Annotated in this window: 20 protein-coding genes; 10 read left to right on the top strand and 10 right to left on the bottom strand. The window is 61.1% G+C overall.

Features of this window, described 5'->3' with window-relative positions; genetic code table 11:
* The first annotated feature begins 118 nt into the window (after nt 1–118).
* The 3 genes from Q1A52_RS04110 (at nt 119) to yaaA (ending at nt 3,393) form a co-directional block, all read left to right on the top strand.
* Complete coding sequence (locus Q1A52_RS04110) at nt 119–406, top strand: YggT family protein (protein ID WP_300011228.1); 288 nt, start codon at nt 119–121, stop codon at nt 404–406.
* A gap of 111 nt (nt 407–517) precedes the next feature.
* The gene (gene recQ / locus Q1A52_RS04105) at nt 518–2,563 is read left to right on the top strand and encodes a DNA helicase RecQ (RefSeq protein WP_300011225.1); all 2,046 of its coding nucleotides are present in this window, start codon (nt 518–520) and stop codon (nt 2,561–2,563) included.
* Nucleotides 2,564–2,613: 50 nt separating this feature from the next.
* Nucleotides 2,614–3,393, top strand: a complete 780-nt coding sequence (yaaA, locus tag Q1A52_RS04100; protein WP_300011222.1) for a peroxide stress protein YaaA — start codon at nt 2,614–2,616, stop codon at nt 3,391–3,393.
* Here yaaA and Q1A52_RS04095 read toward each other — a convergent pair.
* The 5 genes from Q1A52_RS04095 to Q1A52_RS04075 all read right to left on the bottom strand — a co-directional run bounded on the left by Q1A52_RS04095 (nt 3,378) and on the right by Q1A52_RS04075 (nt 12,513).
* Nucleotides 3,378–5,654, bottom strand: a complete 2,277-nt coding sequence (locus Q1A52_RS04095; RefSeq protein ID WP_300011219.1) for a response regulator — start codon at nt 5,652–5,654, stop codon at nt 3,378–3,380. The genes yaaA and Q1A52_RS04095 overlap by 16 nt on opposite strands.
* 136 nt (nt 5,655–5,790) lie before the next feature.
* Complete coding sequence (locus tag Q1A52_RS04090) at nt 5,791–7,833, bottom strand: glutamine amidotransferase (RefSeq protein ID WP_300011216.1); 2,043 nt, start codon at nt 7,831–7,833, stop codon at nt 5,791–5,793.
* On the bottom strand, nt 7,830–10,607 hold the full coding sequence (locus Q1A52_RS04085) for a DUF4159 domain-containing protein (protein ID WP_300011213.1): 2,778 nt from the start codon (nt 10,605–10,607) through the stop codon (nt 7,830–7,832). Before Q1A52_RS04085 ends, Q1A52_RS04090 begins: the two co-directional genes overlap by 4 nt.
* Nucleotides 10,604–11,482 carry a DUF58 domain-containing protein gene (locus Q1A52_RS04080; protein WP_195821311.1) on the bottom strand — a complete coding sequence of 293 codons (879 nt, stop codon included), beginning with the start codon at nt 11,480–11,482 and terminating at the stop codon, nt 10,604–10,606. Before Q1A52_RS04080 ends, Q1A52_RS04085 begins: the two co-directional genes overlap by 4 nt.
* A gap of 23 nt (nt 11,483–11,505) precedes the next feature.
* The gene (locus Q1A52_RS04075) at nt 11,506–12,513 is read right to left on the bottom strand and encodes a MoxR family ATPase (RefSeq protein WP_300011209.1); all 1,008 of its coding nucleotides are present in this window, start codon (nt 12,511–12,513) and stop codon (nt 11,506–11,508) included.
* A gap of 69 nt (nt 12,514–12,582) precedes the next feature.
* Here Q1A52_RS04075 and Q1A52_RS04070 point away from each other — a divergent pair, with 69 nt between their 5' ends.
* From Q1A52_RS04070 to Q1A52_RS04060, 3 genes are all read left to right on the top strand, one after another.
* Nucleotides 12,583–13,158 carry a DUF1285 domain-containing protein gene (locus Q1A52_RS04070; RefSeq protein ID WP_300011206.1) on the top strand — a complete coding sequence of 192 codons (576 nt, stop codon included), beginning with the start codon at nt 12,583–12,585 and terminating at the stop codon, nt 13,156–13,158.
* A gap of 71 nt (nt 13,159–13,229) precedes the next feature.
* Nucleotides 13,230–13,973, top strand: a complete 744-nt coding sequence (locus tag Q1A52_RS04065; protein ID WP_300011202.1) for a TIM barrel protein — start codon at nt 13,230–13,232, stop codon at nt 13,971–13,973.
* A gap of 78 nt (nt 13,974–14,051) precedes the next feature.
* Entirely contained in the window at nt 14,052–14,294 is a 243-nt protein-coding gene (locus Q1A52_RS04060; RefSeq protein ID WP_300011199.1) for a DUF2798 domain-containing protein, read from the top strand.
* Nucleotides 14,295–14,432: 138 nt separating this feature from the next.
* On the opposite strand, the gene polA is transcribed toward Q1A52_RS04060, so the two are convergent.
* The 4 genes from polA to Q1A52_RS04040 form a co-directional block, all read right to left on the bottom strand.
* Nucleotides 14,433–17,228, bottom strand: a complete 2,796-nt coding sequence (gene polA / locus Q1A52_RS04055; protein ID WP_300011196.1) for a DNA polymerase I — start codon at nt 17,226–17,228, stop codon at nt 14,433–14,435.
* An 83-nt stretch (nt 17,229–17,311) separates the two neighbouring features.
* Nucleotides 17,312–17,764 carry a hypothetical protein gene (locus Q1A52_RS04050; protein ID WP_300011193.1) on the bottom strand — a complete coding sequence of 151 codons (453 nt, stop codon included), beginning with the start codon at nt 17,762–17,764 and terminating at the stop codon, nt 17,312–17,314.
* Nucleotides 17,765–17,825: 61 nt separating this feature from the next.
* Entirely contained in the window at nt 17,826–18,002 is a 177-nt protein-coding gene (locus Q1A52_RS04045; RefSeq protein ID WP_300012167.1) for a zinc-finger domain-containing protein, read from the bottom strand.
* Between the two features lie 80 nt (nt 18,003–18,082).
* Nucleotides 18,083–18,550, bottom strand: coding sequence for a DUF1203 domain-containing protein (locus Q1A52_RS04040; RefSeq protein ID WP_300011190.1), 468 nt, complete (start codon nt 18,548–18,550; stop codon nt 18,083–18,085).
* A 131-nt stretch (nt 18,551–18,681) separates the two neighbouring features.
* On the opposite strand from Q1A52_RS04040, the gene Q1A52_RS04035 reads away from it, so the two are divergent.
* The gene (locus Q1A52_RS04035; RefSeq protein ID WP_300011187.1) at nt 18,682–21,606 is read left to right on the top strand and encodes an error-prone DNA polymerase; all 2,925 of its coding nucleotides are present in this window, start codon (nt 18,682–18,684) and stop codon (nt 21,604–21,606) included.
* Here the strand turns inward: Q1A52_RS04035 and Q1A52_RS04030 are convergent.
* The gene (locus Q1A52_RS04030) at nt 21,603–22,037 is read right to left on the bottom strand and encodes a helix-turn-helix transcriptional regulator (protein ID WP_300011184.1); all 435 of its coding nucleotides are present in this window, start codon (nt 22,035–22,037) and stop codon (nt 21,603–21,605) included. The two genes, Q1A52_RS04035 and Q1A52_RS04030, sit on opposite strands and share 4 nt — an antisense overlap.
* Before the next feature lie 347 nt (nt 22,038–22,384).
* On the opposite strand from Q1A52_RS04030, the gene Q1A52_RS04025 reads away from it, so the two are divergent.
* The 3 genes from Q1A52_RS04025 to Q1A52_RS04015 all read left to right on the top strand — a co-directional run bounded on the left by Q1A52_RS04025 (nt 22,385) and on the right by Q1A52_RS04015 (nt 25,445).
* Nucleotides 22,385–22,690: a hypothetical protein gene (locus Q1A52_RS04025; RefSeq protein WP_299825594.1), complete on the top strand. Its 306-nt coding sequence runs from the start codon at nt 22,385–22,387 to the stop codon at nt 22,688–22,690.
* A gap of 110 nt (nt 22,691–22,800) precedes the next feature.
* Complete coding sequence (gpmI, locus tag Q1A52_RS04020; protein WP_300011180.1) at nt 22,801–24,318, top strand: 2,3-bisphosphoglycerate-independent phosphoglycerate mutase; 1,518 nt, start codon at nt 22,801–22,803, stop codon at nt 24,316–24,318.
* Entirely contained in the window at nt 24,315–25,445 is a 1,131-nt protein-coding gene (locus Q1A52_RS04015) for a peptidase M23 (protein ID WP_300011177.1), read from the top strand. The genes gpmI and Q1A52_RS04015 overlap by 4 nt, the downstream gene beginning before the upstream one ends.
* Nucleotides 25,446–25,447 lie beyond the last annotated feature (2 nt).

Here is a 25,447-nt window from a genome sequence, read left to right as displayed (position 1 = left end):
AGCCCGGTGGCGATCAAGCAAGCAAAGCTTTGGGCTTCATCAACCAACAGATGGCGCGCAGCCTTGCGTATTGTGAATGGCTTGCTTAACTGGAGCAGACACAAAAAGAGGTTTGCCGATGCAATCGCTGTTCCAAATCGTGATGTTGCTGCTGGACGTGCTGTGGTTCCTCATCATTGCGCATGTGATCATGAGCTGGCTGATCAACTTCCAGGTGCTGAATACAGGGCAGCAACTGGTCGCGCAGATATGGTATGGGTTGAACCGGCTTCTGGAGCCGATCTACGGGCCGGTGCGGCGTGTCCTGCCGCAAATGGGCGGGATTGATCTGGCCCCCCTGGCTGTGCTGCTGGGGGTTGCGGTGTTGCGCATCGTTCTGATCAATAATGCCGGAATCTTCCTCTGACCTGCTGCCTCCGGCGGGCATATTTTTTGAACAATGAAGCTTGGGGCTTGTCCACGAATCCTTAGTATGTGACTCTGCACAAAACGAGCAGAGAACGCACAAGGGAATTGGATGTCAGGCGCCGCCAGACTGTTACAGGACGTCTTTGGATTTGATGATTTTCGCCCCGGTCAGGGAGAGATTGTCGACGCCGTGACCGCCGGTGAAAACGTGCTGGCGATCATGCCGACGGGTGGCGGTAAATCCTTGTGTTTTCAATTGCCTGCTTTGCTGCGCGACGGAGTGACCGTGGTGATTTCCCCGTTGATTGCATTGATGCGGGATCAGGTGCGGGCCTTGCAGGAAGCCGGTGTGGCTGCTGGAGCTTTGACATCTGGCAATACGCCGGAAGAAACTGATGCGGTTTTTGAGGCCCTGGAGGCGCGTCGGCTGAAGCTTTTGTACATGGCGCCGGAACGGTTGGCGGCGGGGTCGGCCATCGGTTTGCTGCGGCGGGTCGGGGTGTCGTTGATTGCCGTGGATGAGGCACATTGTGTGAGCCAGTGGGGTCACGACTTTCGCCCTGACTACTTGCGGATCGGTGCTTTGCGGCGCGATCTGGGCGTGCCGCTTGCAGCTTTCACCGCAACGGCGGATGCGGAAACCCGGGCGGAGATTGTCGAGAAGCTCTTTGACGGGGAAACCCCGCGCGCCTTCCTTCGCGGATTTGACCGCCCTAACATTCACCTGGCTTTTGCGGCCAAGGATGGGCCGCGCCGTCAGATCCTGGATTTTGCCGCCGCGCGCAAGGGGCAATCCGGCATCGTTTATTGCGGCACCCGCGCCAAGACAGAGGCGCTGGCGGGTGCATTGCGGGACGCGGGCCATGCGGCGTTGTATTATCATGGCGGGATGGAGGCCGAGGACCGGCGCATTGCCGAGACCCGGTTCCAGCGCGAAGACGGTTTGATCGTTGTGGCGACGGTCGCTTTTGGCATGGGCATCGACAAGCCGGATATTCGCTGGGTTGCGCATGCGGATCTGCCGAAGTCGATAGAGGCCTATTATCAGGAGATCGGGCGTGCGGGACGGGACGGGGCGCCTGCGGAGACGCTGACGCTTTTTGGTCCGGAGGACATTCGGCTGCGACGGACGCAAATCGACGAGGGGTTGGCCCCACCGGAGCGCCGTGCGGCGGATCATGCGCGCTTGAATGCGCTTCTGGGGCTGGCTGAGGCACTGGAGTGTCGGCGCAAGACACTTTTGGGGTACTTTGATGAAAGCGGTGTCAGCTGCGGTCATTGCGATCTGTGTGATCGCCCGGCGGAGGTGTTTGACGGCACCACTGCGGTGCGCAAGGCGCTGTCGGCCATTTTACGTACGGATGAATGGTTCGGTGCGGGCCATCTGATCGACATCCTGATCGGCAATGAAACTGACAAGATCCGTCAGCGTGGACATCAGGACCTGCCAACGTATGGGGTCGGCACCGAGTATGACCGGCGTCAATGGCAGGCGATTTTCCGGCAGATGATGGGGCATGATCTGGTGCGACCCGATCCTGAGCGGCATGGCGCGCTGCGCATGACGGACGCCGCATTGCCGATTTTGCGCGCAGAGGCTGAGATTGCCTTGCGGCGCGACAGTATTCGTGCGGCGGCAGCCACCCGGCGTCCGGCGGTCAAGGCGATGGTGTCCGAGGAAGATGCGCCGTTGCTCTCGGCGTTAAAAGCAAAGCGCCGCGCCTTTGCCGAAGCTGCCAAGGTTCCGGCCTATGTGATTTTCAACGATCGGACGTTGATTGAAATGGCCGAGATGCGCCCGCAGACCCTGGATGAGATGGCGCGGGTCGGCGGCGTAGGGGCAAAGAAGCTTGAACGCTATGGCGATGCCTTTCTCGAGGTCATCGTCGGAGAGGCGCAGCAGATGCACCCCACGCGCCGCAAACTGGCCGGGCGCGCGGCCGGGTCGGTCTATGACCGGTTGTTGGCGGTTCAGGCTGACCTGACGCGGGGCGCAGATGGGGTCGAAAAGCCGCTGAGCTGCTCTGCGTCCTTGCTGGCGAAGGTGGCACAATTGCGCACTGCGGATCCGTCTGCGCTCGAACGGTTGCTGGGTGATCGGCGTGCAGAAAGATTTGGGCCTGCTTTTCTGGACGTGTTGCGACAGGCGAGCTAGATCGCGCTTCAGGTAATGCGGGTGCGTGGACACGCGATGGGGGATAAAAGATGTTGGTGGTCATTTCACCGGCCAAGCGGCTGGATTGGGCAGAGCGGGACGTTCAGGTGACGCAGCCCGGTTTTCAGGAGGATGCGATCCGTCTGGTGAAGACGGCGCGCAACCTGACGCTGGGCAGGCTGAAAGGGCTGATGGACCTCTCGGATGATCTGGCGCGGCTCAATCGGGACCGGTTTGCGGCTTTCGAGGACGCACCGACGGCAGAGCTGACGCGTCCTGCTGCGCTGGCCTTTGCGGGCGATACCTATCAGGGGCTTGAGGCTGCGTCTCTCTCTGCGGATGATATGGCCTGGGCACAGGAACACTTGCGTATCTTGTCAGGCCTTTATGGATTGTTGCGTCCGCTGGATGCCATCCAGCCCTACAGGTTGGAGATGGGTAGCAGAATGAAAACGCGCCGCGGTCACAACCTATATGACTATTGGCGCGATGGATTGTCCAAGGCCTTGAATGTACAGGCAGATACCGTGGGTACGGAGGTGTTGGTTAACTGCGCAAGCCAAGAGTATTTTGGGGCAGTGGCGCCCAAGGCCCTGAAGCTGCGCGTGATTACACCGTCTTTCATGGAGGACAAGAAAGATGGTAAAGGCCCAAAAATCGTCAGCTTCTTTGCCAAGAAGGCGAGAGGCGCCATGGCGCGATACGTTATCCAGAACCGCTTGACGGACGAACAAGGCCTTCAGGGTTTCGACTGGGAAGGCTATTGCTACCGCGCGGAGCTATCGGCCGCAAGCACTCCGGTATTTGTTCGAGGTTATCCGACGGCCTGACTGGGTGCCTCGCCGCGCGGGGGAATTGCCTCCTTCGGGCAGTATTCCAGAATGTGTTGACGCATCTCTGCCTTTCGAACCGGTTTGGACATGTAGTGATCCAATCCCACCGCAAGAATATCGACGTTGTCCCCTTCCATGGCGTGGGCTGTCAGGGCGATGATCGGGACGTGCCGGCCTGTCCCTTCTTCCTTTTCCCGGATTTTCTGGGTCGCCTCCTTGCCGTCCATGCGTGGCATGGAAATATCCATAAAAACCAAGTCAGGATCGAATGAGGTATAAGCCTCAACCGCCTCAAGCCCGTCATTGGCAAACTGCAGATCAACATCGAAGTCCTTTAGCATCTTGCGGAAAACCAGCTGGTTGGTCTTGTTGTCTTCTGCGGCCAGCACACGCATTTTGCGTGGTTCGGGAGTGGGTGCTTCCTCAATCGACTTTACCCGGTCGTCCGTTGATGCAACAGCCGCATCGCGGTGCGAAAAGGCTGGCCCTGCATCCTTCTCGATGGATTCTTGAGCTTCATCAGGTGCATCCGTCCGCCCCTTCCATGACGCGAGCCATTGCAGCATGTCGCGGCGCGGGAAGGGTCGCTGTGAAATGACGTCCACATTGTCCTTTGTTGCATCCGCTTGGGCGTGGCCGACATTGGAACTGAGCAGATGTATCGGCATCTGATGCCCGGCATCCCGCGCGGTCATTGCAAACTCAAGCCCATTCATTTCAGGCATTATGTGGTCCGCCAGCACAAGATCCACACTGCGATCAAGTAGTCCCAGGGCAGATGCGCCGTCGCCACAAGACGTGACCTTGAGCCCCAATTGCTGCAGTTGCAGTGATAGAATTTCGCGATTTGGTGCAAAGTCATCAATGACCATCACATGGCGCAGTTGTTGCGGCAGATGAGGGTGTTCAAGCTGCATACCGTTCGCAGCTTTCAGTGTGACCTCGAAACTGAAACAGGAACCGACACCTTCCTCTGATGTCAGCCAGACGCGCCCACCCATGAGTTTAACCAGATGGCTCGTGATCGCGAGGCCGAGGCCGGTGCCATCGAATTGGCGATTGCGTTCATTCTCGACTTGATTGAATTCGCCAAAAACATGGTCAATCATGTCCTCGGCGATCCCGATCCCGGTGTCTTCTACCGCCACGCGAAGAGTGATCTCGCCCGTTGCCTCGTCAGGTTCACCGCGCACTCTAATCGTCACATGACCCTTGGACGTGAATTTGACCGCATTGCCCATCAGATTTGTCAGGATTTGCCGCATGCGTCCGCGGTCACCAACGAACGATGAGGGCAGGAAAAGATCATAATCGAGTACCAGATCCAGCCCCTTATCGCGTGCGGAGGATTGCAGGAGCATGATGATCTCAAGCATGGATTGCTCCAGATCGAAGGGCTCAAGGTGCAACTGGAGGCGTTCGGCTTCGATCTTGGAATAGTCCAGCACGTCATTGATGATGACCAGCAGCGCCTCACCTGAATTCTTGATGGTGTCGACGTAGAGCCGTTGTTCTTCGGTGAGCGGGGTATCCACCAGCACATCCGCCATGCCCACGACCCCGTTCATCGGGGTCCTGATCTCGTGACTCATGTTCGCGAGGAAAGCGGACTTTGCACGATTGGCCGTTTCCGCACTCTCTCGCGCAGCTTTGAGTTTTTTCTCGTACTTGACGGTTTCGGTGATGTTGAGGCCGAGCGAGATGATGTCCCCGTCGGGTCCACGCTGGTCTATCATCTTGATGTATTCACCGTTCCATAGCCGAATGATGACCGGCTCGGGTTCCGGTTGCTGAACCCGTTCGATCATCTCCTGTCGCCAGGTTGCAGGCGTTTTATCGCCGATGTTGACGATGCCTTCATCCGTCAACATCTGCAGGATCGTGACGTAGCTGACACCGGGTTTGATTTCTTCCAGCTTGTCAAAGACCGCGAGATATGAGCGATTTGCCATGATCATCTGCAGATCGGGGGTGAAGAACGCGAAACCGTCATTGATGGTTTCGATGGAGTACCACAGGCGTCGCTCCACCAGTTCGATTTTTTCGTGGGCCGCGGAAAGGTCGGATTTCACCTTTTGGTTTTCGTTGCGCACGGTCGCGACTTCGGCACGGGTTTCCACGATTTCATGGGACAGCGCCTTGGCATGTTCGCCAAGTTTCCGGTTGGCAGCAAAAAGCTCCGCCTGCTTGAGTTCAAGCAGGCGTTCTGCGGCTAGTCGTCCACGGCGCTCCTCTGCCAATCTGTTGGCGATACTCATCCGGCCACCGGCATTCGTTTCAACCTTTTGGCCGCACTTTCTACAGATGTGGTGAACATCTGTTTAACCGGAGGTCACAGGACGCTGGAAACGCGCCCAATCTGCCGAAGAAATTCCGGAAAAAGATGGCAATGTGTTAACGGCGGCCCTCGCGCAACCACGCGCCAATCAGCAGGGCAGAGGACAGGAGCAGCACCAGCCACCCCGGCAGCAGGTTGGTTTGCCGCACATCCCGCGTTTCAAAAGCATCCCTTGGGGTCAGGCCAATCCAGCCCCGTCCGGCGGCAGGGCGGCCAATGCGCACATTCCGCAGCCTGGGCAGGCCATCTTCCAGAGCAATGGCGCCGCCACGCAGGCCCGCGATCACCGGCGCAAGGATTTCTGACGTGGCGATTGTCTGTTCAAACTCGCGAGGGGCTGCCGGGCCGAGACCGATGACCGCGTTCTGATCGCCGTTGACCAACCGGTAGAGCCCGATTTCCGGTCCTTCGAAAACACCTTCAAACACACCGGGGCTTGTCTCTGTCAGGTTCAGCTCGGCGGTATTGCCCGATGGGTCGGTCAAGGTCACCGGCGGCACGTCGTCAGACAGGGTGCGCCGCTTGATCCGCATGGTCTGTCCCGTGGCCTCGGCGGTCAGCGATTCCTCTTCCAGTTCTGGCTCTTTCATCATCCAGTGGGCAAGCCGGCGCAGCAGTTCCAGCTGCGGTCCGCCGCCTTCGTATCCGCGATTCCAGAGCCACGCATGATCGGAGGCCAGCAAGGCCACGCGTCCCTCGCCCACCCGGTCGAGGATGAGCAGGGGGCGATCATCGACGCCGGACATCACCGTGTTACCCTGCGGTTGCGCCACGTCGATCTGGCGCAGCCAGCGGCCCCAGTCGCCGCCACCGGGCAGCCCGGTCGTGACCGGATGACGTTTGCCCAGATCGGTCACAATCGGCCGGTAGGGTTCTTCAAGCACCCGTGCGGTCGGCTGGGCTGGCAAAACCTCACCCAGGGGGGAGCGATAGATGCTGTCCGCGCCTGCAAAATCCGCGCCTGCTGCCACCAGAACCGCGCCGCCTTGCCGGATGTAGTTGGCCACATTTTCGAGGTAGAGCGCAGGCAGGATCCCACGCCGTTTGTAGCGGTCAAAGATGATCAGGTCGAAGTCATCGATCTTTTCGAGGAAGAGCTCCCGCGTTGGAAAAGCGATCAGGCTGAGCTCGCTCACCGGCACGCCATCCTGCTTTTCAGGGGGGCGCAGAATGGTGAAATGCACCAGATCGACGGAACTGTCTGATTTCAAAAGGTTCCGCCAGGTGCGTCCGCCCGGGTGTGGTTCACCCGAAACCAGCAGGACACGCAACCGGTCGCGCACGCCGTTGATCTGCACGAGCGCGGTATTGTTGCGGTCGGTCAGTTCTCCATCGGCTTCGGGTACGGTGAACTGGATGACGTTGCGCCCGCCGTGCGGCAGGGTGATCGGCAGTTCGATGTCCTGCCCCAGAGGCACCTGATAGCTTTGCGGTGTGTCCCCATCGACGGAGATTTCCAGCGGCGCCATGCCGGAGCCCTGCGGCGCGGCCCCCATATCCTCCACCCTGAGAGTCAGGGTCACAGGCTCGCCGATGATCGCAAAGGCGGGTGCATTGCGGATCTCAAGACGGCGGTCCCAGTCAGTGGATTTCCCGGTCATCAGAAGGTGCATCGGGGCGGGCAGATCAAGCGGCAGATCGGCGTCATGCACCTGCCCGTCGCTGAAGGCGAGAATGCCTGCAATGCGCGCGCGCGGCTCTTCGGCAAGCGCGGCAGACAAGGCCGTCATCAATTCGGTGCCCGCGTCCCCTTCACCATCTGGTACGGTGACGCGGCGGACCTCGGTATTCGGGCGAGCGGCGATGCGGGTTGCCAGATCATCCGCGGCGGACTTGGCCTGCTCCGGCCGGTCCGAGAGCGTCTGGCTGGCGCTTTCGTCCTCCAGCAGCATCACGATATCAGTGAGGGGCGCGCGATCTTCGACCTGATAGGACGGACCTGTCAATGCGGCCAGAACAACCGCAGCGGCCAGGGCGCGCAGCGCCCATCCATTCAACCCGCGCACCGCGGCGAGCATCACACTGATCAGGGCAATCATCCCCACCATGACCAGCAGGGACCATGGGATCAGCGGGTCAAAGATGATGCTGCCCGTCATTGGCCCAACCTGTCGAGCAGCGCAGGCACGTGCACCTGATCGGATTTGTAGTTTCCGGTGAGCACATGCATCACCAGATTGACGCCGAACCGAAAGGCCAGTTCGCGCTGCCGTTCGCCGGTGAAACCGCGACCGATGGGCACAAGCGGTGCGCCTGACGTACCAACCGCCCAGGCAGAGGCCCAGTCATTGCCGCCGATCACCACCGGCGTGACGCCATCGTTGAGATTGCGGAAGGGCATGCCCTCGACCTGTTCGGCATCGGGCGGGGCAGCTTCGACCCAGACATCGCGGCTGCTGTGCCGTCCGGGGAAATCCTGCAGAAGGTAGAAGGTGCGGGTCAACACGTGATCCGTCGGCAGCGGTTCCAGTGGCGGAATATCCAGCGGGGCGGCGAGGTCTTGGAGTTTGCGCCCGTTGGGACTTGCCGCGCCGAACCGCGCCACATCCGCATCGCGCGTGTCAAACAGGATCAAGCCACCCGACCGCAGGTATTCGTTGAGTTTGCCATAGGCTTCGGCAGAGGGGCGCGGCTGATCGGGTGTGATCGGCCAGTAGAGCACCGGAAAAAACGCCAGCTCATCCGTCTCCAGATCCACGCCCACCGGGGCGGCGGGTTCAACGGAAGTGCGGAAGAAGAGCGTATCCGACAACCCGCGCAGGCCCGCGTCCGACATCTCGTCAATACTGCGGTTGCCCGTCAGCACGTAGGACAGCGCCAGCTCGGCGGTGGCGTTCAGGGCAAAGGCGTCCTCGTCCGCGGTTTGCGCCTGCGCGCCCTGCGGCAGCCCCAGGGGCAACGCAGCCACCATCGCGATCATTGCGGCGCGGTTTACGCGGCCCAGCAACCTGCCGGACAGAGACAGCGATGCAACGACATCCGCGAGCAACAGCAGGATCGCCAGGCTCAAAAGCCACCCGGCCACGGGCTGTTCCGGCGGCACGGCAAAGCCTTTCACGGGAATGCGCGCGGGCCATGCAACTGGCGTCAGGGTGCTGTCCGCCTCGATCACGTTGCGCGCCAGGTGGCGATCCCCGGAGGTGTAGATGCCCGGCTGCATGTCCGGTCCGGGTGGTGCTGTCATCAGGTCCGCGCCGGGAACGCCAGGCAGGTTGCCCGCCTCGCGCAGGGTGCCGAATCCGTCCATCACCTGTTCCGGCGTCCATGTCGTGCCGTCGAGCTGCGTGGCATCGGGGCGTGAGGACGAACTGGAAATCGCCAGACGTTCCAGCATCTGCACAAAGAGGCCCGAGAGCGGCAGCGTGGACCAGTCTGCCGTCGCCGTAATGTGGAAAAGCACGATCTGCCCCTGCTCGCGGGTTTTCCGCGTCACCAGCGGGGTGCCATCGGTCAGCTCGGCGATCACGCGTTCGGCCAGTGTCGGATCAGGCTGGGCCATGACCTGGCTGGTGATCTGCACATCGTCCGGAATGCTCAGCCCGAAGAAGGGCGAGGTCTCGCGGAAGGGGGCCAGTGCCTTGGGCGCGCCCCAGCTCATGGCGCCGCCGACCGTCCGCCCGCCCGTGCGCAGGCGCACCGGCATCATCGGATCCTCGTCAATGCGGCTCACGTCGCTTGCGGCTACGCGCGGTCCGGCAAAGCGGACCAGCATGCCGCCCTGATCGATCCAGGCACCAAGCCCCTCGGTCTCGGACGGCGAGAGCGTGGCCACATCCGCCAGAACGATCACATCCGGGTTGGCGGGCAGGACATCGCTGAGTGCGCCGTGGATCAGATCCGCATTCGGGGCGAGGGCCTGTTCGATATAGTGCAGCGGCGACAGCAGCTCCAGACCTTCGCGGCCTTCCCGACCCGCGATCAGAGCCACCTCGCGGCGGCGCAGCCCATCGTCGGCCAGTGTCGTGGCGCCGGCGGACCTTTGTCCCTGCAGATCGAACCGGGTGATGCGCGCGCGCAGTTCTGACGGCAGCGACAGCGCGGTGGAGGTCGCGGTTTCGCCATCGCCGAAGGTGGCTGTCGCGGTGGCGAGGATACTGGCGTTGCCCGCCGGATCACGTCCCTGCGCCTGCACGACAACTTCACGCTCCGGCCCCGGCGCCGCGCGAAGCGCTGTCAGCTGAACCGCGCCATCCTCAAAGCCTGCTGGTGCCATGGCCACGACATTCGCCGCTGTCTGATAGACCTCAACGCTTCCCTCTGCCTCGAATGCGGCAAGCGCCCTGTCGCGCCCCGGATAGTCGAGCCCATCGCTGAACCACAGCGTGTCAAAGCCGTCCGTCTCTGCGACAAAGGACAGGGCGAGGGCGGTCCGCGCCGCATCCGGCTGCCATGGGGCTGGCCGGAAGCCCGGCAGGCGGCTGCGCCAGACATCCGCCGTCTGGAACACGGGTGGCTGTGGGCGGGCCATATCGAGGAAGGCAACCGTGCGCCCGGCGCGGCTGGCACGGGTCAGCTGTGCGGCAATGGCCTCTTCTTGTTCGGACCAGCGGGTTGCCCCGGCCCAGCTGCCATCCAGCACGATCAGCAAGGGCCCGGTGCCCTGCGCCTGATCTTCGTTCGGGTTCAGGACCGGCCCGGCAAGGCCCAGAATGATGGCAGCAACCGCCAGCATGCGCAGCAGCAGAAGCCACCATGGCGTCCGGTCGGATACGGTTTCATCGTCCTTGAGACCCAGCAGGAGTGCCACGCCCGGAAACCGCTGCCGAATGGGCGCAGGGGGGACGGCCCGCAGGATCAGCCAGAGGATTGGCAGAACCAGAAGCGCCAGCAAGAGCCAGGGCGCGGTGAAGCCAATGCCGCCCAGAACCGTCATCGCGTGCCCCCGGTATCCAGCGCTCGGTAGAGCCAGAGCAAGGCCGATTGCGCCGAGGCATCCGTGTGGTGCAGCCCGTATTGCCAGCTGGTCAGCGCGCAGAGCTTTTGCAGCTCCTCCTTGCGGGCGGCCAGCCGGTCCAGATAGCGGTCTCTCAGATCGTTCGCTTTCAGGGTTTCGTGGCGCAGGCTGCCGCCGACGCTCTCAAAGATGGTGCGCCCGCGAAAGGGAAAGGCCTCTTCCGAGGGGTCAAGCACATGCAGCAGAACGCCGCGCACACCCCGATCAGCGGCCTTGGTGAGCGCAAGTTTGACCTCTTCCACATCGCCCATGAAATCCGAGATGAAGAGCGCACGGGCAGAGGGAATCATGGCGCGATGTTCCGGCGGCGCATAGTCTTCGGCCGCATCCGTGGTGAAGGCTTCGGCCAACCGCAGGATCTGGGTATTGCCACGCCGGGGCGGCAGGGTGGTGCCCGTCAGCCCCACGCGTTCGCCGCCGCGCACCAGCAGGATCGCACAGGCCAGCCCCAAGAGCCGCGCCCGATCTGCTTTCAAAGGCAGATCATCGGTGCTGGCAAAGCGCATGGAGGCCCCTTGGTCGATCCAGAGCATCACCGATTGGGCAATCTGCCACTCGCGTTCGCGCACGAATTCCGTGTCACCCCGGGCCGAACGGCGGTGGTCGATCAACCGTCGGCTGTCCCCGCTCTGCGCTGGACGGTATTGCCAGAAATCATCGCCCATCCCGGCACGCCTGCGCCCATGGTCGCCGAGCAATACAGCCCCCGCCAGATGTTCCGCACGTGCCAAAAGCGCCGGCAGGGTTGCCGCCTGCGTCTCGGCTGCGGCGCGCAACGTGGTCGGCTGGGTCACGTAGGGAAGGGGCGTTGTTGGGGTCACGCGGCGGCCTTCGCCCCGGCCAGTTCCGCAGCGGTTGTGTCGATGAGACCTGCGAGGCTGTCACCTCGCGCCCGCGCCGCGAAGTTGAGCGCCATCCGGTGGCTGAGCACTGGGCGCGCCATGTCGAGCACATCCTCAGCGGACGGCGCCAGACGACCCTGCAGCAGCGCGCGGGCACGGACGGTCAGCATCAGCGCCTGTGCCGCACGAGGGCCCGGCCCCCAGGCGACGGTCTCCCGAACCTGTTGCGAGGCGCCTTCTTCCTCGGGGCGGAAGGCGCGGACCAGATCGAGGATCATCTCGACCACGCTTTCGCCGACCGGCATTCGCCGCAACAACCGCTGCGCCTCCAGAAGCTGGGCGGCTGTAAAGACCTCGGTCGATTCTTCCTCGGCATCCCCGGTGGTGGCCAGCAGGATATCGCGTTCGGTATCGCGATCCGGATAGGCCACATCGATCTGCACAAGGAAGCGGTCCAGCTGCGCTTCGGGCAGCGGATAGGTGCCTTCCTGTTCAATCGGGTTCTGCGTGGCCAGCACGTGGAAAGGCACGCCCAGCGTGCGGTTTTCGCCTGCCACCGTGACTGTTTTCTCCTGCATCGCCTGTAACAGCGCCGATTGCGTCCGAGGCGAGGCGCGGTTGATCTCATCCGCCATCAGCAACTGGCAGAAAATCGGCCCCTGAATGAAGCGGAATGCGCGGGAGCCATCGGCCGCCGTATCCAACACCTCCGAGCCCAGAATATCCGCCGGCATCAGGTCCGGCGTGAACTGCACGCGGTTGCCATGCAGACCCATCACGGTCGATAGCGTTTCAACGAGCCGTGTCTTGCCGAGGCCCGGCAGACCGATCAGAAGCCCATGCCCGCCGCACAGCAGTGCCGCGAGCGTCAGCTCCACCACGCGTTCCTGCCCGATGAAGCGTTTGGTGATTGACGCCTTGGCCTCACCCAGCCGCGTGCCAAGGGCTTCGATCTCCGCGACCATGTCTTCTGCTTCGCTCATGACAACGTGCTCCAAAGAATTATATGTTCGAATGTAACTCTAACGTGCGCATGGGAAATGGCAAAAGCAATGAGTGGACAAAAAACCGTGACACCGTCGGCAGAAAGTCTTGCGGCATCGTTAACTGCCGCAAAAACACGCGGATTGCCGCCCGTGCATCTCTGGAACCCGCCGTTTTGCGGGGATCTGGACATGCGCATCGCGCGGGACGGGACGTGGTTTTATCAGGGCACGCCGATTGGGCGGCCCGGATTGGTGAAACTCTTCTCATCGATTCTCAAGAAGGAAGGGGAGAAATACTTCCTGGTGACCCCGGTGGAGAAGGTGGGGATCACCGTGGATGATGCGCCTTTCGTGGCGGTGGATTTCGAGGCCAGCGGTACGGGCGAGGATCAGGTGCTGACCTTTGAGACCCAGGTGGAGGACAAGGCAGTGGCGAGCGCGGATCTGCCCATCCGGGTGGTGCGTGACCCGGAGACCGGTGAGCCATCGCCTTACATTCGTATACGTGCCGAGATTGAAGCGCTGATTGATCGCAAGAGCTTCTACCGGTTGGTGGATCTGGGCGTGCATCACGACGATTGGTTCGGGGTGTGGTCGAAAGGCACTTTCTTCCCGATCATTCCAAGCGCGGAATTGCTGTGAGGCGAAAGCGGTTTGCGGTGTCGCGGGCGGCGTTCTACGGTCGCGCCTGAAAGCTGACACCGGATCATTACATGAAGTTTGCTGCCAACCTGAGCGCGCTCTGGCCTGACCTGCCCTATCTCGATCGTTTCGAGGTGGCGGCGGAGGCAGGATTTGATGGGGTCGAGGTGCTCTTCCCGTATGAAATGCCCGCAAAGGAGACGCAGCGCGCCCTGCTGCGCGCGGGGCTTTCGATGGTGCTGATGGCGGCACCGCCTCCAAACTACACGGGTGGTGCGCGTGGATTTGCGGCCGTGCCGGAGGCGGCGGACCGGTTCAAGTATGATCTGCGGCGGGCGATACGCTATTGCGCGGCGCTGCGCACGCCAGTGCTGCAGCTTTTGCCCGGCGTGGCCGAGGGGGATGCGGCGCGGCAGACCCTGATCGAGAACCTGCAAGCAGCGGCGGAGGCCGCACCGGAAGGTCTGCTGCTCACCATCAGCCCGGCCAATGCGGGCGACCTGCCCGGCTCCTTTCTGAACAGCTACGACCTCGCGGCTGAGATCCTGAGCGAGGTTGATGCGCCCAATGTGGGCCTGCAGTTCGACAGCTACGAAGCGGAGGTGATGCACGGTGATCCGGTCGAGGTGCTGGAAACCCACGCCAAGCTGATCCGGCAGGTGCAGGTTTCCGACGCGCCGGGTGGGTCTGCTGATCTGGAGGCGCTTTCGACGGGTCTGATGGACATCGCCTATGATGGATGGGTGGGTGTGGGTAGTGATCCTACTGCGGCGCCGCAGGTGCATCGGCACAATCTCGACAAGCTGCGCTGGTAGCGGGCCGTCTGTGCGTGGCTGCACGTGTCAAACCACAGGGATAGGTCTATGGTCGGGCGTCCTGCAATGGAGAGCCTGATGATCCCAGCCCGCTACCAACATGTTCTTTTTGGCCTGATCCTGTCGGGGTTGATGTCTTTCATCGTCTCCGGCATTGCCTCGGTCCGCACCGTGGGCTGGATCGACGGGTTTGTCGCTTTGTGGATGACGAATTGGCTGCCCAGCTGGGCCGTGGCCTTCCCCACGGTTCTGGTTGTGGCGCCCATCACCCGCCGCCTTGTGGCGCGGTTGGTCCGGCAGGACACGCAAACGCAGGTTTAAGCACGGAGGCTCTGCAATTCTGCACCGCGGGTATCTGGAGTTGAGGGAGCGCCCTTTCCCCCATCGAAGGGGGGCGGGCGCTGCCCGGCGGTGCCCGCCGGGCGGACCAGCGGCACCCGGTGTGGGAGGGTCGCCGCCTTAGTGCGCGACGGCCCAGTTGGCGCCTTGCCCTGCATCGACGCTGAGCTGCACATCGAGTTTTACCACCGGGTCGCAGGCCGCTTCCATGATATCCCGGGCCACTTTGATCAGGTCGTCTTCGGCGCCTTCTTCCACCTCGAAGAGCAGTTCGTCATGCACCTGCAGTAGCATCTTGGCAGGCAGCTGTTCGATGGCGGCGGGCATCCGCACCATGGCGCGGCGGATCACGTCGGCGGCGGTCCCCTGAATGGGCGCGTTGATTGCTGCGCGGGCGGCGAACCCTGCATGCGGGCCCTTTGCGCCGATGTTGGGCGTGTGGATGCGGCGGCCAAAGAGCGTCTGTACATAGCCGTGCTCTTTCGCGAAGGCCTTGGTGTCATCCATGTAGGTGCGGATGCCGGGGAAACGTTCGAAATAGCGGTTGATGAACTCCTGCGCCTCGCTGCGCGGGATGCGCAGGTTGCGGGCCAGACCAAAGCCCGAGATGCCGTAGATCACGCCGAAATTGATCGCCTTGGCGCGGCGGCGGATTTCGGGGGTCATCTCGTCCATGGGCACGTCGAACATCTCCGAGGCGGTCATGGCGTGGATGTCATCGCCGCGTTTGAACGCCTCTTTCAGCGCGTCGATATCGGCGATATGGGCAAGAATGCGCAGTTCGATCTGGCTGTAGTCGAGGGCGACCAATGTCTTGCCCTCCTCAGCGACAAAGGCCTCACGGATGCGGCGGCCTTCCTCGGTGCGGATTGGGATGTTTTGCAGGTTTGGATCGGTGGAGGCGAGCCGTCCGGTCGAGGCCCCGGCAATGGAATAAGACGTGTGCACACGGCCCGTGTCTGCATTGATATGATCTTGTAGCGCATCGGTGTAGGTCGATTTCAGCTTGGAAAGCTGCCGCCAGTCCAGAACGCGGGCGGGCAATTCATGCTCGGTCGCGAGGTCTTCGAGCACATCCGCGCCGGTCGCATAGGCGCCGGTCTTGCCTTTCTTCCCGCCGGGCAGTGACATCTCGTCAAAGAGAATCTCGCCCAACTGCTTGGGACTGCCGACGTTAAAGCTGCGACCTGCCAGCTCGTGAATTTCGGCCTCCAGCCCCGCCATGCTCTGGCTGAAGGCGTTCGACATGCGGCTGAGCGTGTCGCGGTCCACCTTGATGCCGGTCCGCTCCATCTGCGCCAGCACCGGCACCAGGGGCCGTTCGAGCGTTTCGTAGACGCGGGTGACCTGGGTGCGGTGCAGCGAGGGCTTGAACTGCTGCCAGAGCCGCAGGGTAATGTCGGCGTCTTCGGCGGCATAGGGCACCGCATCCTCCAGAGGCACCTTGTCGAAGGTGATCGCGGATTTGCCCGAGCCCAGCAGAGGTTTGATCGGGATCGGCGTGTGGTTGAGATAGCGCTCCGACAGCGTGTCCATGCCGTGATTGTGCAGCCCGCCGTGCATCGCGTAGGACATCAGCATGGTGTCGTCGATGGGGGCGACGGTGATGCCATGCTGGGCAAAGATCTTCAGATCGTACTTCATGTTCTGCCCGATCTTGAGGATCGAAGGATCCTCCAGCACTGGTTTCAGCATCTCCAGCGCCTCATCCACGGGCAATTGCCCCTCGGCCAGATCGTCGGAGCCGAAAAGGCCGTCTCCACTGTCCTTTTTGTGAATGAGCGGCACATAGCAGGCCTGCCCCGGTTCGACGCAGAGCGAAATCCCCACCAGATCGGCTGTCATCTCATTCAGCCCCGTTGTCTCGGTGTCGACGGCCACATAGCCGCGCTCATAAATCTGGTCGATCCAGGCCTGCAGCTCCTCTGCGGTGCCCACCTTGGCATAGCCCGCACGGTCAAACGGCACCTCTTCGATCTCAGGCGCTTCCGGAGCGGAGGCCGGCGTGTCGTCGATCTCCGGCGGCTCGACATCCAGCTTCTCGGCGATGCGTTTGGTGAGCGTGCGGAATTCCATCTCCGCGAGGAACGGCATCAGCTGGTCGGGGTCCGGTGTGCGCACCTCCAGATCGTCGAGTGTGAAATCGAGCGGGGTGTTTTCGTCCAACAGCACCAGCTTGCGGGAGAGGCGAATCTGCTCGGCGTGGTCGATCAGGGTCTGGCGGCGTTTGGGCTGTTTGATCTCTTCGGCGCGTTCCAAGAGCGCATCGAGATCACCGTACTCGTTGATCAGCAAGGCGGCGGTCTTGACGCCGATCCCCGGCGCGCCGGGCACATTGTCGACGCTGTCACCAGCGAGCGCCTGCACGTCCACCACGCGGTCAGGGTAGACGCCGAACTTCTCAAAGACGCCGTCCCGGTCGATGCGCTTGTTCTTCATCGCATCGAGCATCTCGACCCCGTCGCCCACCAGTTGCATCAGGTCCTTGTCAGAGCTGATGATGGTGCAGCGCCCGCCCGCCGCGCGCGCCTGTACGGCCAGCGTGGCGATGATGTCATCGGCCTCAAAGCCCTCTTTTTCCTCGCAGGCGATGTTGAAGGCAATGGTCGCGCGGCGGGTCAACGGGATCTGCGGGCGCAGGTCTTCGGGCATCGCCTCGCGATTGGCCTTGTATTGGTCGTACATCTCGTTGCGGAAAGTATGGCTGCCTTTGTCGAAGATCACCGCCACATGGGTCGGGGCATCATCGCCGGTGTTGGTTTCCACATAGCGCTGCAACATGTTGCAAAAGCCCGACACCGCCCCGATGGGCAGCCCGTCGGATTTGCGCGTCAGCGGCGGCAGCGCGTGATAGGCGCGGAAAATGAAGGCCGATCCATCGATCAGATGAAGATGATGCCCTTTGCCAAATGCCATATGTCCAGCCCCCATGTCGCGATGTACCGTTCATGGCGTGCACGCGCGCCGAAGTCCAGAACCGGATCGGGTTGTGCCCGGGATCAGCCGAGAATGGAGTCCATATTCTGCATGATCCCGATCAGCAGCATGACACCGGCGATGATCAGCACCGCGATCAGCAAGACCTGAACGAGGATTGCACCGGTGCTGATGGCGAGGCCACAGGCTGCCGCGCGTTTGGGCTCTTTGCGGATAAAGCCAGTAATCGCCATCAGAAGACCCAGAACGCCAATCGACGGCGCGGCGGTCATGAGGATGCGGTCGATATCCCAGGCGGGCTGAACCACGGTCGCTTCGGGCTGGGGCAGGCCTTGCACCGCGCGTTGTGCTGCAGCCCGCATGTTTCCTGCAATCTCACCGATTGTCGTGCCGATATCGGGCTGAGCCGTGAAGGGGCCTGCATAGACAATCAACAACGCAAGAAACAATGCTGATGCGCCAAGCCCAATGGCTGCACAGGAAAATGGTGCACTGCGTATGGCTGTCTCTGACATATCATGCCCTCCAATCGTCACGCCGTGTTAACGGCGCAGCATGGCAAGATTGAGGCGGGTCTCAGACCTTGTCTGCAAAATCCTTATGCACGTATTTGCAGTCGCAATACCCACATTCCACCCAGCCGACATCCTTGGGAATCTGCAACCAGACTCGCGGGTGGCCCAAGGCACCTTCACCACCGTCACAGGCGATGCGGAAACTCTCGACGATCTTGGTTTCGGGCGGCTGCTGCATGGAAAAGGCGTCCTCTGGCTTTGCCGTGCCGTTATGGCCAAAGCCGTGGCGTGGGGCAAGCCCATCCGAACCCCCATAGGTCAATCGCGTTCAATTCGGGCCTGATAGCAGTTGTTGCGTGCAGATCGGACGTGGATGAACGCAACCTCGGGGTTGTTGAAGACATCGGCAACCTTGGCCTGAATATCCGTTGTCGCAACGACTTCGCCCGTGCCGTAGACGATATGTTCATCTGCGGAATAGCCTTTCACCAGGTAGTCCCGTGATGTCGTCAGGATTGTGGGCAGATCAGCCGAATTGCCGCCGCGCGCGCAGGGTTTGGCGCACAGGAAAATCGGCCCGGTTTCGGCATAGGCATGCACCCCGTCAAAGGGGCGGTGTGCGAGAATCAACATTTCCTCTCCCTCAGGCACGTCTTTGAGGCAGTGTCGGCAGGGGTTGCCGGCACCCGTGGAGGTTTTGCGCTGTGGCTTTTGACCGTTGATGTCCAGACCACCGTTTTGAAGAGTGCGGACCATATCCGTCTCTAAGGCAATGAAATTAGGCATATTCAGTATCCTTTTCCGCGTATTTGCTGCGACGGGTGTGCCATGAAGAGGTGGCTTCAATCGATCCGAATGATGCGCTTTCAAAAGAGACTCCAAATAGGAACAAAAGGTGAATATACTGCAGCCCTGCTATGTTTGCCGAACTCAATATCACCTCGAATTTCTCCTTCCTCAAAGGGGCGTCCCATCCGGAGGAATACATGTCACGGGCCGCTGCTCTAGGTCTGCCCGCGATTGCCATTGCCGATGAAAACTCGGTGGCCGGGATCGTGCGGGCACATGCGCAGGCCCGCGACATCACGCGGCAACTGCAGGAGCGTGAGGCTTGGGAAGCCGCGCATGGACCCATGGGGCCGCATGCCCCAAAAGGTCCGAGCCAGTCGGAAAACATCCTTTCTGTCCGGCCCCGATTGATCCCGGCGACCCAACTTGTCTTTACCGATGCCTGTCCGGTGACGGTGCTGCCCGAAAGCCGGGCGGGCTGGGGTGTTCTGTGTCGTTTGTTGTCCAAGGGTCGATTGGCTGCGGAAAAAGGTGCCTGCGATCTGCAGCTTGCGGACCTGCTGAAAGGCGGGGCAGGGCTGCAAATGATCCTCTGGCCACAAACGCAAAACTCACCGGGCGGCGCGGATGGATGGGTGCAAACCGCACGAACGCTGACGCGCCGCTTTGCCGGAAAACTCCACATCGGTCTCGTGCCCCAATACGATGGCCGCGATGCTGATCATTTCGCGGGCCTTACGGATCAGGCGGCAGCCCTGGACATACCAACCCTGGCCAGCGCGTCGCCGCTGATGCACCACGGTGCCCGGCGCAAACTGGCGGATGTCGTCACCGCCATCCGGTCCCGCTGCCGGGTGGATGCGCTTGGCCGTGACGCATTGCCCAACAGCGAGGCACGCCTGCGCTCCGAGACAGAGATGCGGCGGCTCTTTGCAGGGTTCGAAGAGGCGGTCGACCGCGCCTATGCCCTGTCGCAGAGCCTGACGTTTTCGCTGGACGAGTTGCGCTACGAATACCCATCGGAAGGCACCGAAACTGAAACCCCGTCCGAACGTCTGCGCCGTCTTGCCTATGAGGGTCTCGATTGGCGCTATCCGCAGGGGGCGCCTGAGAAGGTGCACAAGCTGCTCGAACACGAGCTGACGCTGATCGGGAAGCTGAAATACGAACCCTATTTCCTGACGGTCCGCGACATCGTTGCCTTTGCCCGGTCCCGCGACATTCTCTGTCAGGGGCGCGGGTCGGCGGCCAATTCCGTGGTCTGTTTCTGCATGGGCATCACCTCTGTCAGCCCGGAAATCGGCACGATGGTCTTTGAACGTTTCGTCTCCGAGGCGCGTGACGAGCCGCCTGATATCGACGTGGATTTCGAGCACGAACGCCGCGAAGAGGTGATCCAGCATATCTATGAACGCTACGGGCGGGAACGCGCAGGCATTTGCGCAACGGTCGTGCACTACCGAGGCAAACGCGCGATCCGCGAGGTGGGCCGCGCCATGGGCCTGACCGAGGATACGATCTCGGCGCTCTCCTCCCAGCTTTGGGGGTTTTTCTCCACCAAGGGGATCGAGGCCGAACGCATGGCCGAAATCGGGCTGGATGCGCGCGACCGCCGCCTGCAGCAGACTCTGGAACTGGTTTACGAAATCAACGGTTTCCCCCGGCATCTTTCTCAACACGTGGGCGGGTTCGTGATTACCGAGGGGCGGCTCGACGAACTGGTGCCCATCGAGAATGCCACGATGGAGGGTCGCACTGTCATCTGCTGGGACAAGGATGACATCGAGGCCTTGGGCATTCTCAAGGTCGACGTGTTGTCTCTGGGTATGCTCACCTGCATCCGCAAAGCGTTTGACCTGCTTCAGATGTATCATAACGCAAGCTACACCCTGGCCACACTGCCCCCCGAAGACCCGCGTGTTTACGACATGCTCTGCAAGGCCGACAGCATTGGCGTCTTTCAGGTGGAAAGCCGCGCGCAGATGAATTTCCTGCCGCGGATGAAACCACGCAAATTCTACGATCTGGTGATCGAGGTGGCGATTATCCGACCAGGTCCCATTCAGGGTGATATGGTGCACCCCTTCATCCGACGCAGGAACGGCGAGGAGGCGGTCTCTTTCCCATCGGACGCGCTGGGCGAGGTGTTGGGAAAAACGCTGGGCGTACCGCTTTTTCAGGAGCAGGCGATGCAGATTGCCATCGTTGGCGCGGGCTTTACCCCCGATCAGGCAGATCGCCTCCGCCGCTCGCTGGCAACCTTCAAGAAACATGGCAATGTCAGCGAATTCCGCAGCCTGTTTCTGCGCGGGATGAAGCACAACGGCTATGAGGACGACTTTGCCGAACGGTGTTTTTCCCAGATCGAAGGTTTCGGGTCCTACGGGTTTCCCGAAAGCCATGCGGCCAGCTTTGCGCTGCTGGTCTATGCTTCGAGCTGGATCAAATGCCACCATCCGGGGATTTTCGCCTGCGCCTTGCTGAATTCCCAACCCATGGGATTCTATGCGCCCGCGCAGATCGTCCGCGATGCCCGCGAACATGGCGTGGAGGTGCGCCCCGTCTGTGTCAACGCCAGCTTTTGGGACAACACGATAGAACCTGACGGGCAGGGCGGGCTGACGTTGAGGCTGGGGTTTCGCCAGATCAAAGGGGTGAGCGAAGAGGACGCGGAATGGCTGACGGCGGCGCGCGGAAACGGTTACCGCACAGTGCAGGATGTCTGGCGGCGGGCAGGGCTGGACCCCTCACAGATCGTGCGGCTGGCGGAGGCAGATGTCTTTGCGAACATCGGGCTGGCACGGCGTGAAGCGCTCTGGGAGGCCAAGGCGCTCGTGCCGGGCGGGACCTTGCCGCTTTTTGCCAGCGATCTGGATGGTGAAGTGATCAATGAACCCATGGCCCTGTTGCCCGAAATGACATTGGGGGAAGAGGTGGTCGAGGATTATGTGGCGACGCGTCTAACGCTCAAGGCACATCCACTGGCCCTGCTGCGCCCGCAGCTGACACCGGAGCAGGGCGTGCAAGCTGACGTAGCTGGAAAACAATCCTAAATCGGTTTTAGAAAGGCATCGAAACGCCGCAATTCAAGCTTCAGCCTTCTCAGGAAGGTCTCATCGGTCGGCAATTTGTTCTCGATGCGTTGCTCGATCGCCTGGTTCAAATGCTCGTAGGCCCGCGCAAGAGACACAAGCGCGTGGTCTTCGTGCCAACTCGGGTCTTTTCGCCCGTTACCTGGAAGCTCGTGGATACCGTCGCTAAAGCCCGATTTCACAGCGTCCTGCTCCGCGATGTATTGCTCCAACGCTTCGTGCAGCGCCTGAACCGTCGTTTCACGCACCTTTTTCCCGGAGATATAGTGCTTCAAGGTGTTTGCGCTCAAATCAGCTCGTCTACACAGCTCGGCAGCGCTCATGTTGGCTTCTTCCTTGCGTTGGGCGAAAGCTATGTGCCTGGGCATATCCATTTCGGATGCTGGTGCCATCGAATCACTCCTGCTCATTTCTGTTCAAGTATCAGCCAATTGCGGTTTTTTGAAGTGATTGATATCAAATGAGCCATGTAATCTCCACCAGTTATAAATCAAAATATGGATATATGCGCTAAAATTGACACTAGTGATGGTGACGAAGATTTCAAAAAATAATCATTTTGCGTCAAATTAACATATCTATAGGGGGTATACGCAAATTCGTGTATGGTGGCATGGTCCGGAAAATCAACTGCAAAATCTCATCACCGGACCACCTGGATCTAACCAGTGCCTGACCGTAGCATATTCTCTTACTACGCGGAAATGCGGATGGGCACGCTGCCAAGAAAGGCGCAATCATGCCTAAAAACTCGCAAATCGCCGCACTTGCTGTCGGAGCCGCAACTGCAACGCTTTTGGCCGCAGTGCAAGAGATGTTCCCTGGGCTCAAATCTGCTCTGCCGCTTAACCAGAGTTCATTTGTTCAGACCTCTGCACTTATCCTGGGCGCGCTTGCAATCAGTATCATCTATGATGCATTCCGCGGTGCGCGCACCAGTGAGAAAGAAAGTCTGGATGAAGAACAAGACAGCGATAGCATTAAAACTGCTTGGTCGAAAACTTCCGATGACCGGAATGATGATGACCATTTGACATCGCTTTGATCGTTTATCCTGCCTCGACGGTGTGTGAAAACGCAAGGGTAAGACAAAAGCTGTTCCCCCTTTGCGCCGCAGCGGGTAAAAGGCGCGCAACAAATTGAGGAACAGACCCGATGAGCGCGCCCAAACCTGTTGTCTTATGCATTCTGGATGGGTGGGGCATCAGTGACAGGCGCGAAGGCAATGCGCCGCTGCTCGCCGATACGCCGACGATGGACCGCATCATGGCGACCTGTCCGCATGCGACGCTGACAACCTTTGGTCCGGATGTGGGTCTGCCAAAGGGCCAGATGGGTAATTCCGAGGTGGGGCATACCAATATCGGGGCCGGGCGCGTCGTGGCCATGGACCTCGGCCAGATTGATCTGGCCATCGAGGAAGGAAATTTTATTGAAAACACACGGCTCAGGGCTTTTATCACCCGATTGCATGGCACCGGCGGGACAGCGCATCTGATGGGCGTTGTCTCGGATGGCGGGGTGCACGGTCATCTCAACCACATGATTGCTGCGGCCGGGGCGCTGGATGCGGCCGACGTGCCTGTTGTCATCCATGCACTGACCGATGGGCGGGATGTGAGCCCCAAGTCTGCCGCTGCGTTTTTCGAGACATTGCAAGCCGCGCTGCCGGAGCGGGTTCGAATTGCGACCGTCACCGGGCGCTACTATGCGATGGATCGCGACAACCGCTGGGACCGCGTGTCTAAGGCGTTTGCAGCGATTGTAAAAGGTGACGGCGCGAAAGCTGCTGATGCCCAAACCGCGGTTTCGGCGGCCTATGCCCGAGAGGAAACAGATGAGTTCATCGAGCCCACCGTGATAAATGGTTATGCGGGGGCACAGAACGGCGATGCGGTCTTTTGTCTGAATTTCCGGGCCGACCGGGCGCGGGAAATCATGGCTGCCATAGGCGATCCGGATTTCGATGCCTTTGCCACCGGTGATCGCCCAAACTGGGCGGCGCTGATGGGCATGGCGCAGTATTCGGAGGCGCATTCGGCATACATGTCGGTGATGTATCCCAAGCCCGAGATCGTGAATACGCTGGGCGATTGGGTGGCGCAGAAGGGTCTGCGGCAGTTCCGCCTCGCCGAGACGGAGAAGTATCCGCATGTGACCTTCTTTCTGAACGGTGGCGAAGAGGTGTCTTTTGACGGCGAAGACCGCAAGATGCCGAAATCGCCGGATGTGGCGACCTACGACCTGCAGCCGGAGATGTCGGCGGGCGAGGTCACGGCCGGATTGGTGGGCGCCATCAAAGACGGCTATGACCTGATCGTCGTGAACTACGCCAACCCCGATATGGTCGGCCATACCGGCGATCTCGAAGCGGCGATCAAGGCCTGTGAAGCGGTGGATCAGGGATTGGGTCAGGCGCTTGAGGCACTGGAGGCCGTGGGCGGTGCGATGATCGTCACTGCCGATCACGGCAATTGCGATGTGATGATTGATCCCGAAACCGGTGGTCCCCACACGGCGCACACGTTGAACCCCGTGCCGGTGGCCGTGGTGGGCGCGCCCGAGGGTGCCGAATTGTCCGGGGGGCGGCTTGCCGATCTTGCACCAACCGTGCTGCACCTGATGGGGATCACACCGCCGCCCGAGATGACAGGCCTTTGCTTGCTGACATGAAATGGGCCGCGCTGATCATTGCTCTTTGCTGGCCCGCGACGGCATCTGCGCAGCAGGACAATGCTGATCGCGCCCGTGCCGCGATGGCCATGTTGCAGACAGCCTCGGCGCAGTTGGAGGCAGCGCAGTCTGCCCGTGACCGTGTCCGCGCACTCACGCAGACCATTCAGGCGTTCGAGGAAGGGCTTGGGGCGCTGCGCAGTGGTTTGCGTCAGGCTGCGGTGCGTGAGGCGCAACTGACCGCTCAATTGCAGGCCAGGGATGAAGAGATTGCCACCTTGCTTGCCGTCTTGCAGCGGATCGGGGCGCAGCAGTCCCCAGTTGCGTTTCTGCATCCCGGCGGGCCAACGGGCACGGCACGGTCGGGGATGTTGCTGGCGGAGATGACACCGGCGTTGAATGCCCGGGCGAGCAACCTGCGCCGTGATCTGGAAGATCTTCAAATCCTGCGTGCCATGCAGACGGATGCAGCTGGTGAGCTGTCGAAGGGGCTCAACGAAGTTCAATCTGCGCGGACGTCCCTGAATCAGGCAATTGCCGAACGCACCGAGCTTCCCACAAGGTTCACTCAGGACCCGGTTCGCGAAGCGATCCTGATTGCTTCGGCGGAGACGCTGGAGAGTTTTGCCAGAGGGTTGGCGCGGGTCGCCGTGGATGAAACGCAGGTCGCACCCGTGACATTGGCAGGCAACAAGGGTGATCTACCCCTGCCGGTTCAGGGCATCGTGCTGCATGGTGCCGGGGAGGCTGATGCCGCAGGAATCACCCGTCCGGGAATCATTCTGGCCACCCGTCCGGAGGCGATTGTGATGAGCCCGGTGGCCGCCACGATCCGCTACACCGGGCCGCTGCTCGACCTTGGGCAGGTGGTGATTCTGGAGCCACAGGCCGAGGTGCTCTTTGTGCTTGCCGGTTTGGATGTTGTTTACGGTACCGCCGGAGAGGTCATTGACGCAGGGGCGCCTTTGGGGCTTATGGGCGACGCTGCGGCTGAAAACCGGCGCCAATTGTCAACAGATGGTGATGACACTGGCGCAGAGCGGTCAGAAACGCTCTATATAGAAGTAAGACATCAGAACGCAGCCGAGGACCCGAGCCTCTGGTTCCGAACCGATAAGGATGGATAGAG

The sequence above is a fragment of the uncultured Roseobacter sp. genome (assembly GCF_947488185.1).
Lineage (GTDB): Bacteria > Pseudomonadota > Alphaproteobacteria > Rhodobacterales > Rhodobacteraceae > Roseobacter.
This window is presented reverse-complemented; position numbering and strand designations above follow the sequence as displayed.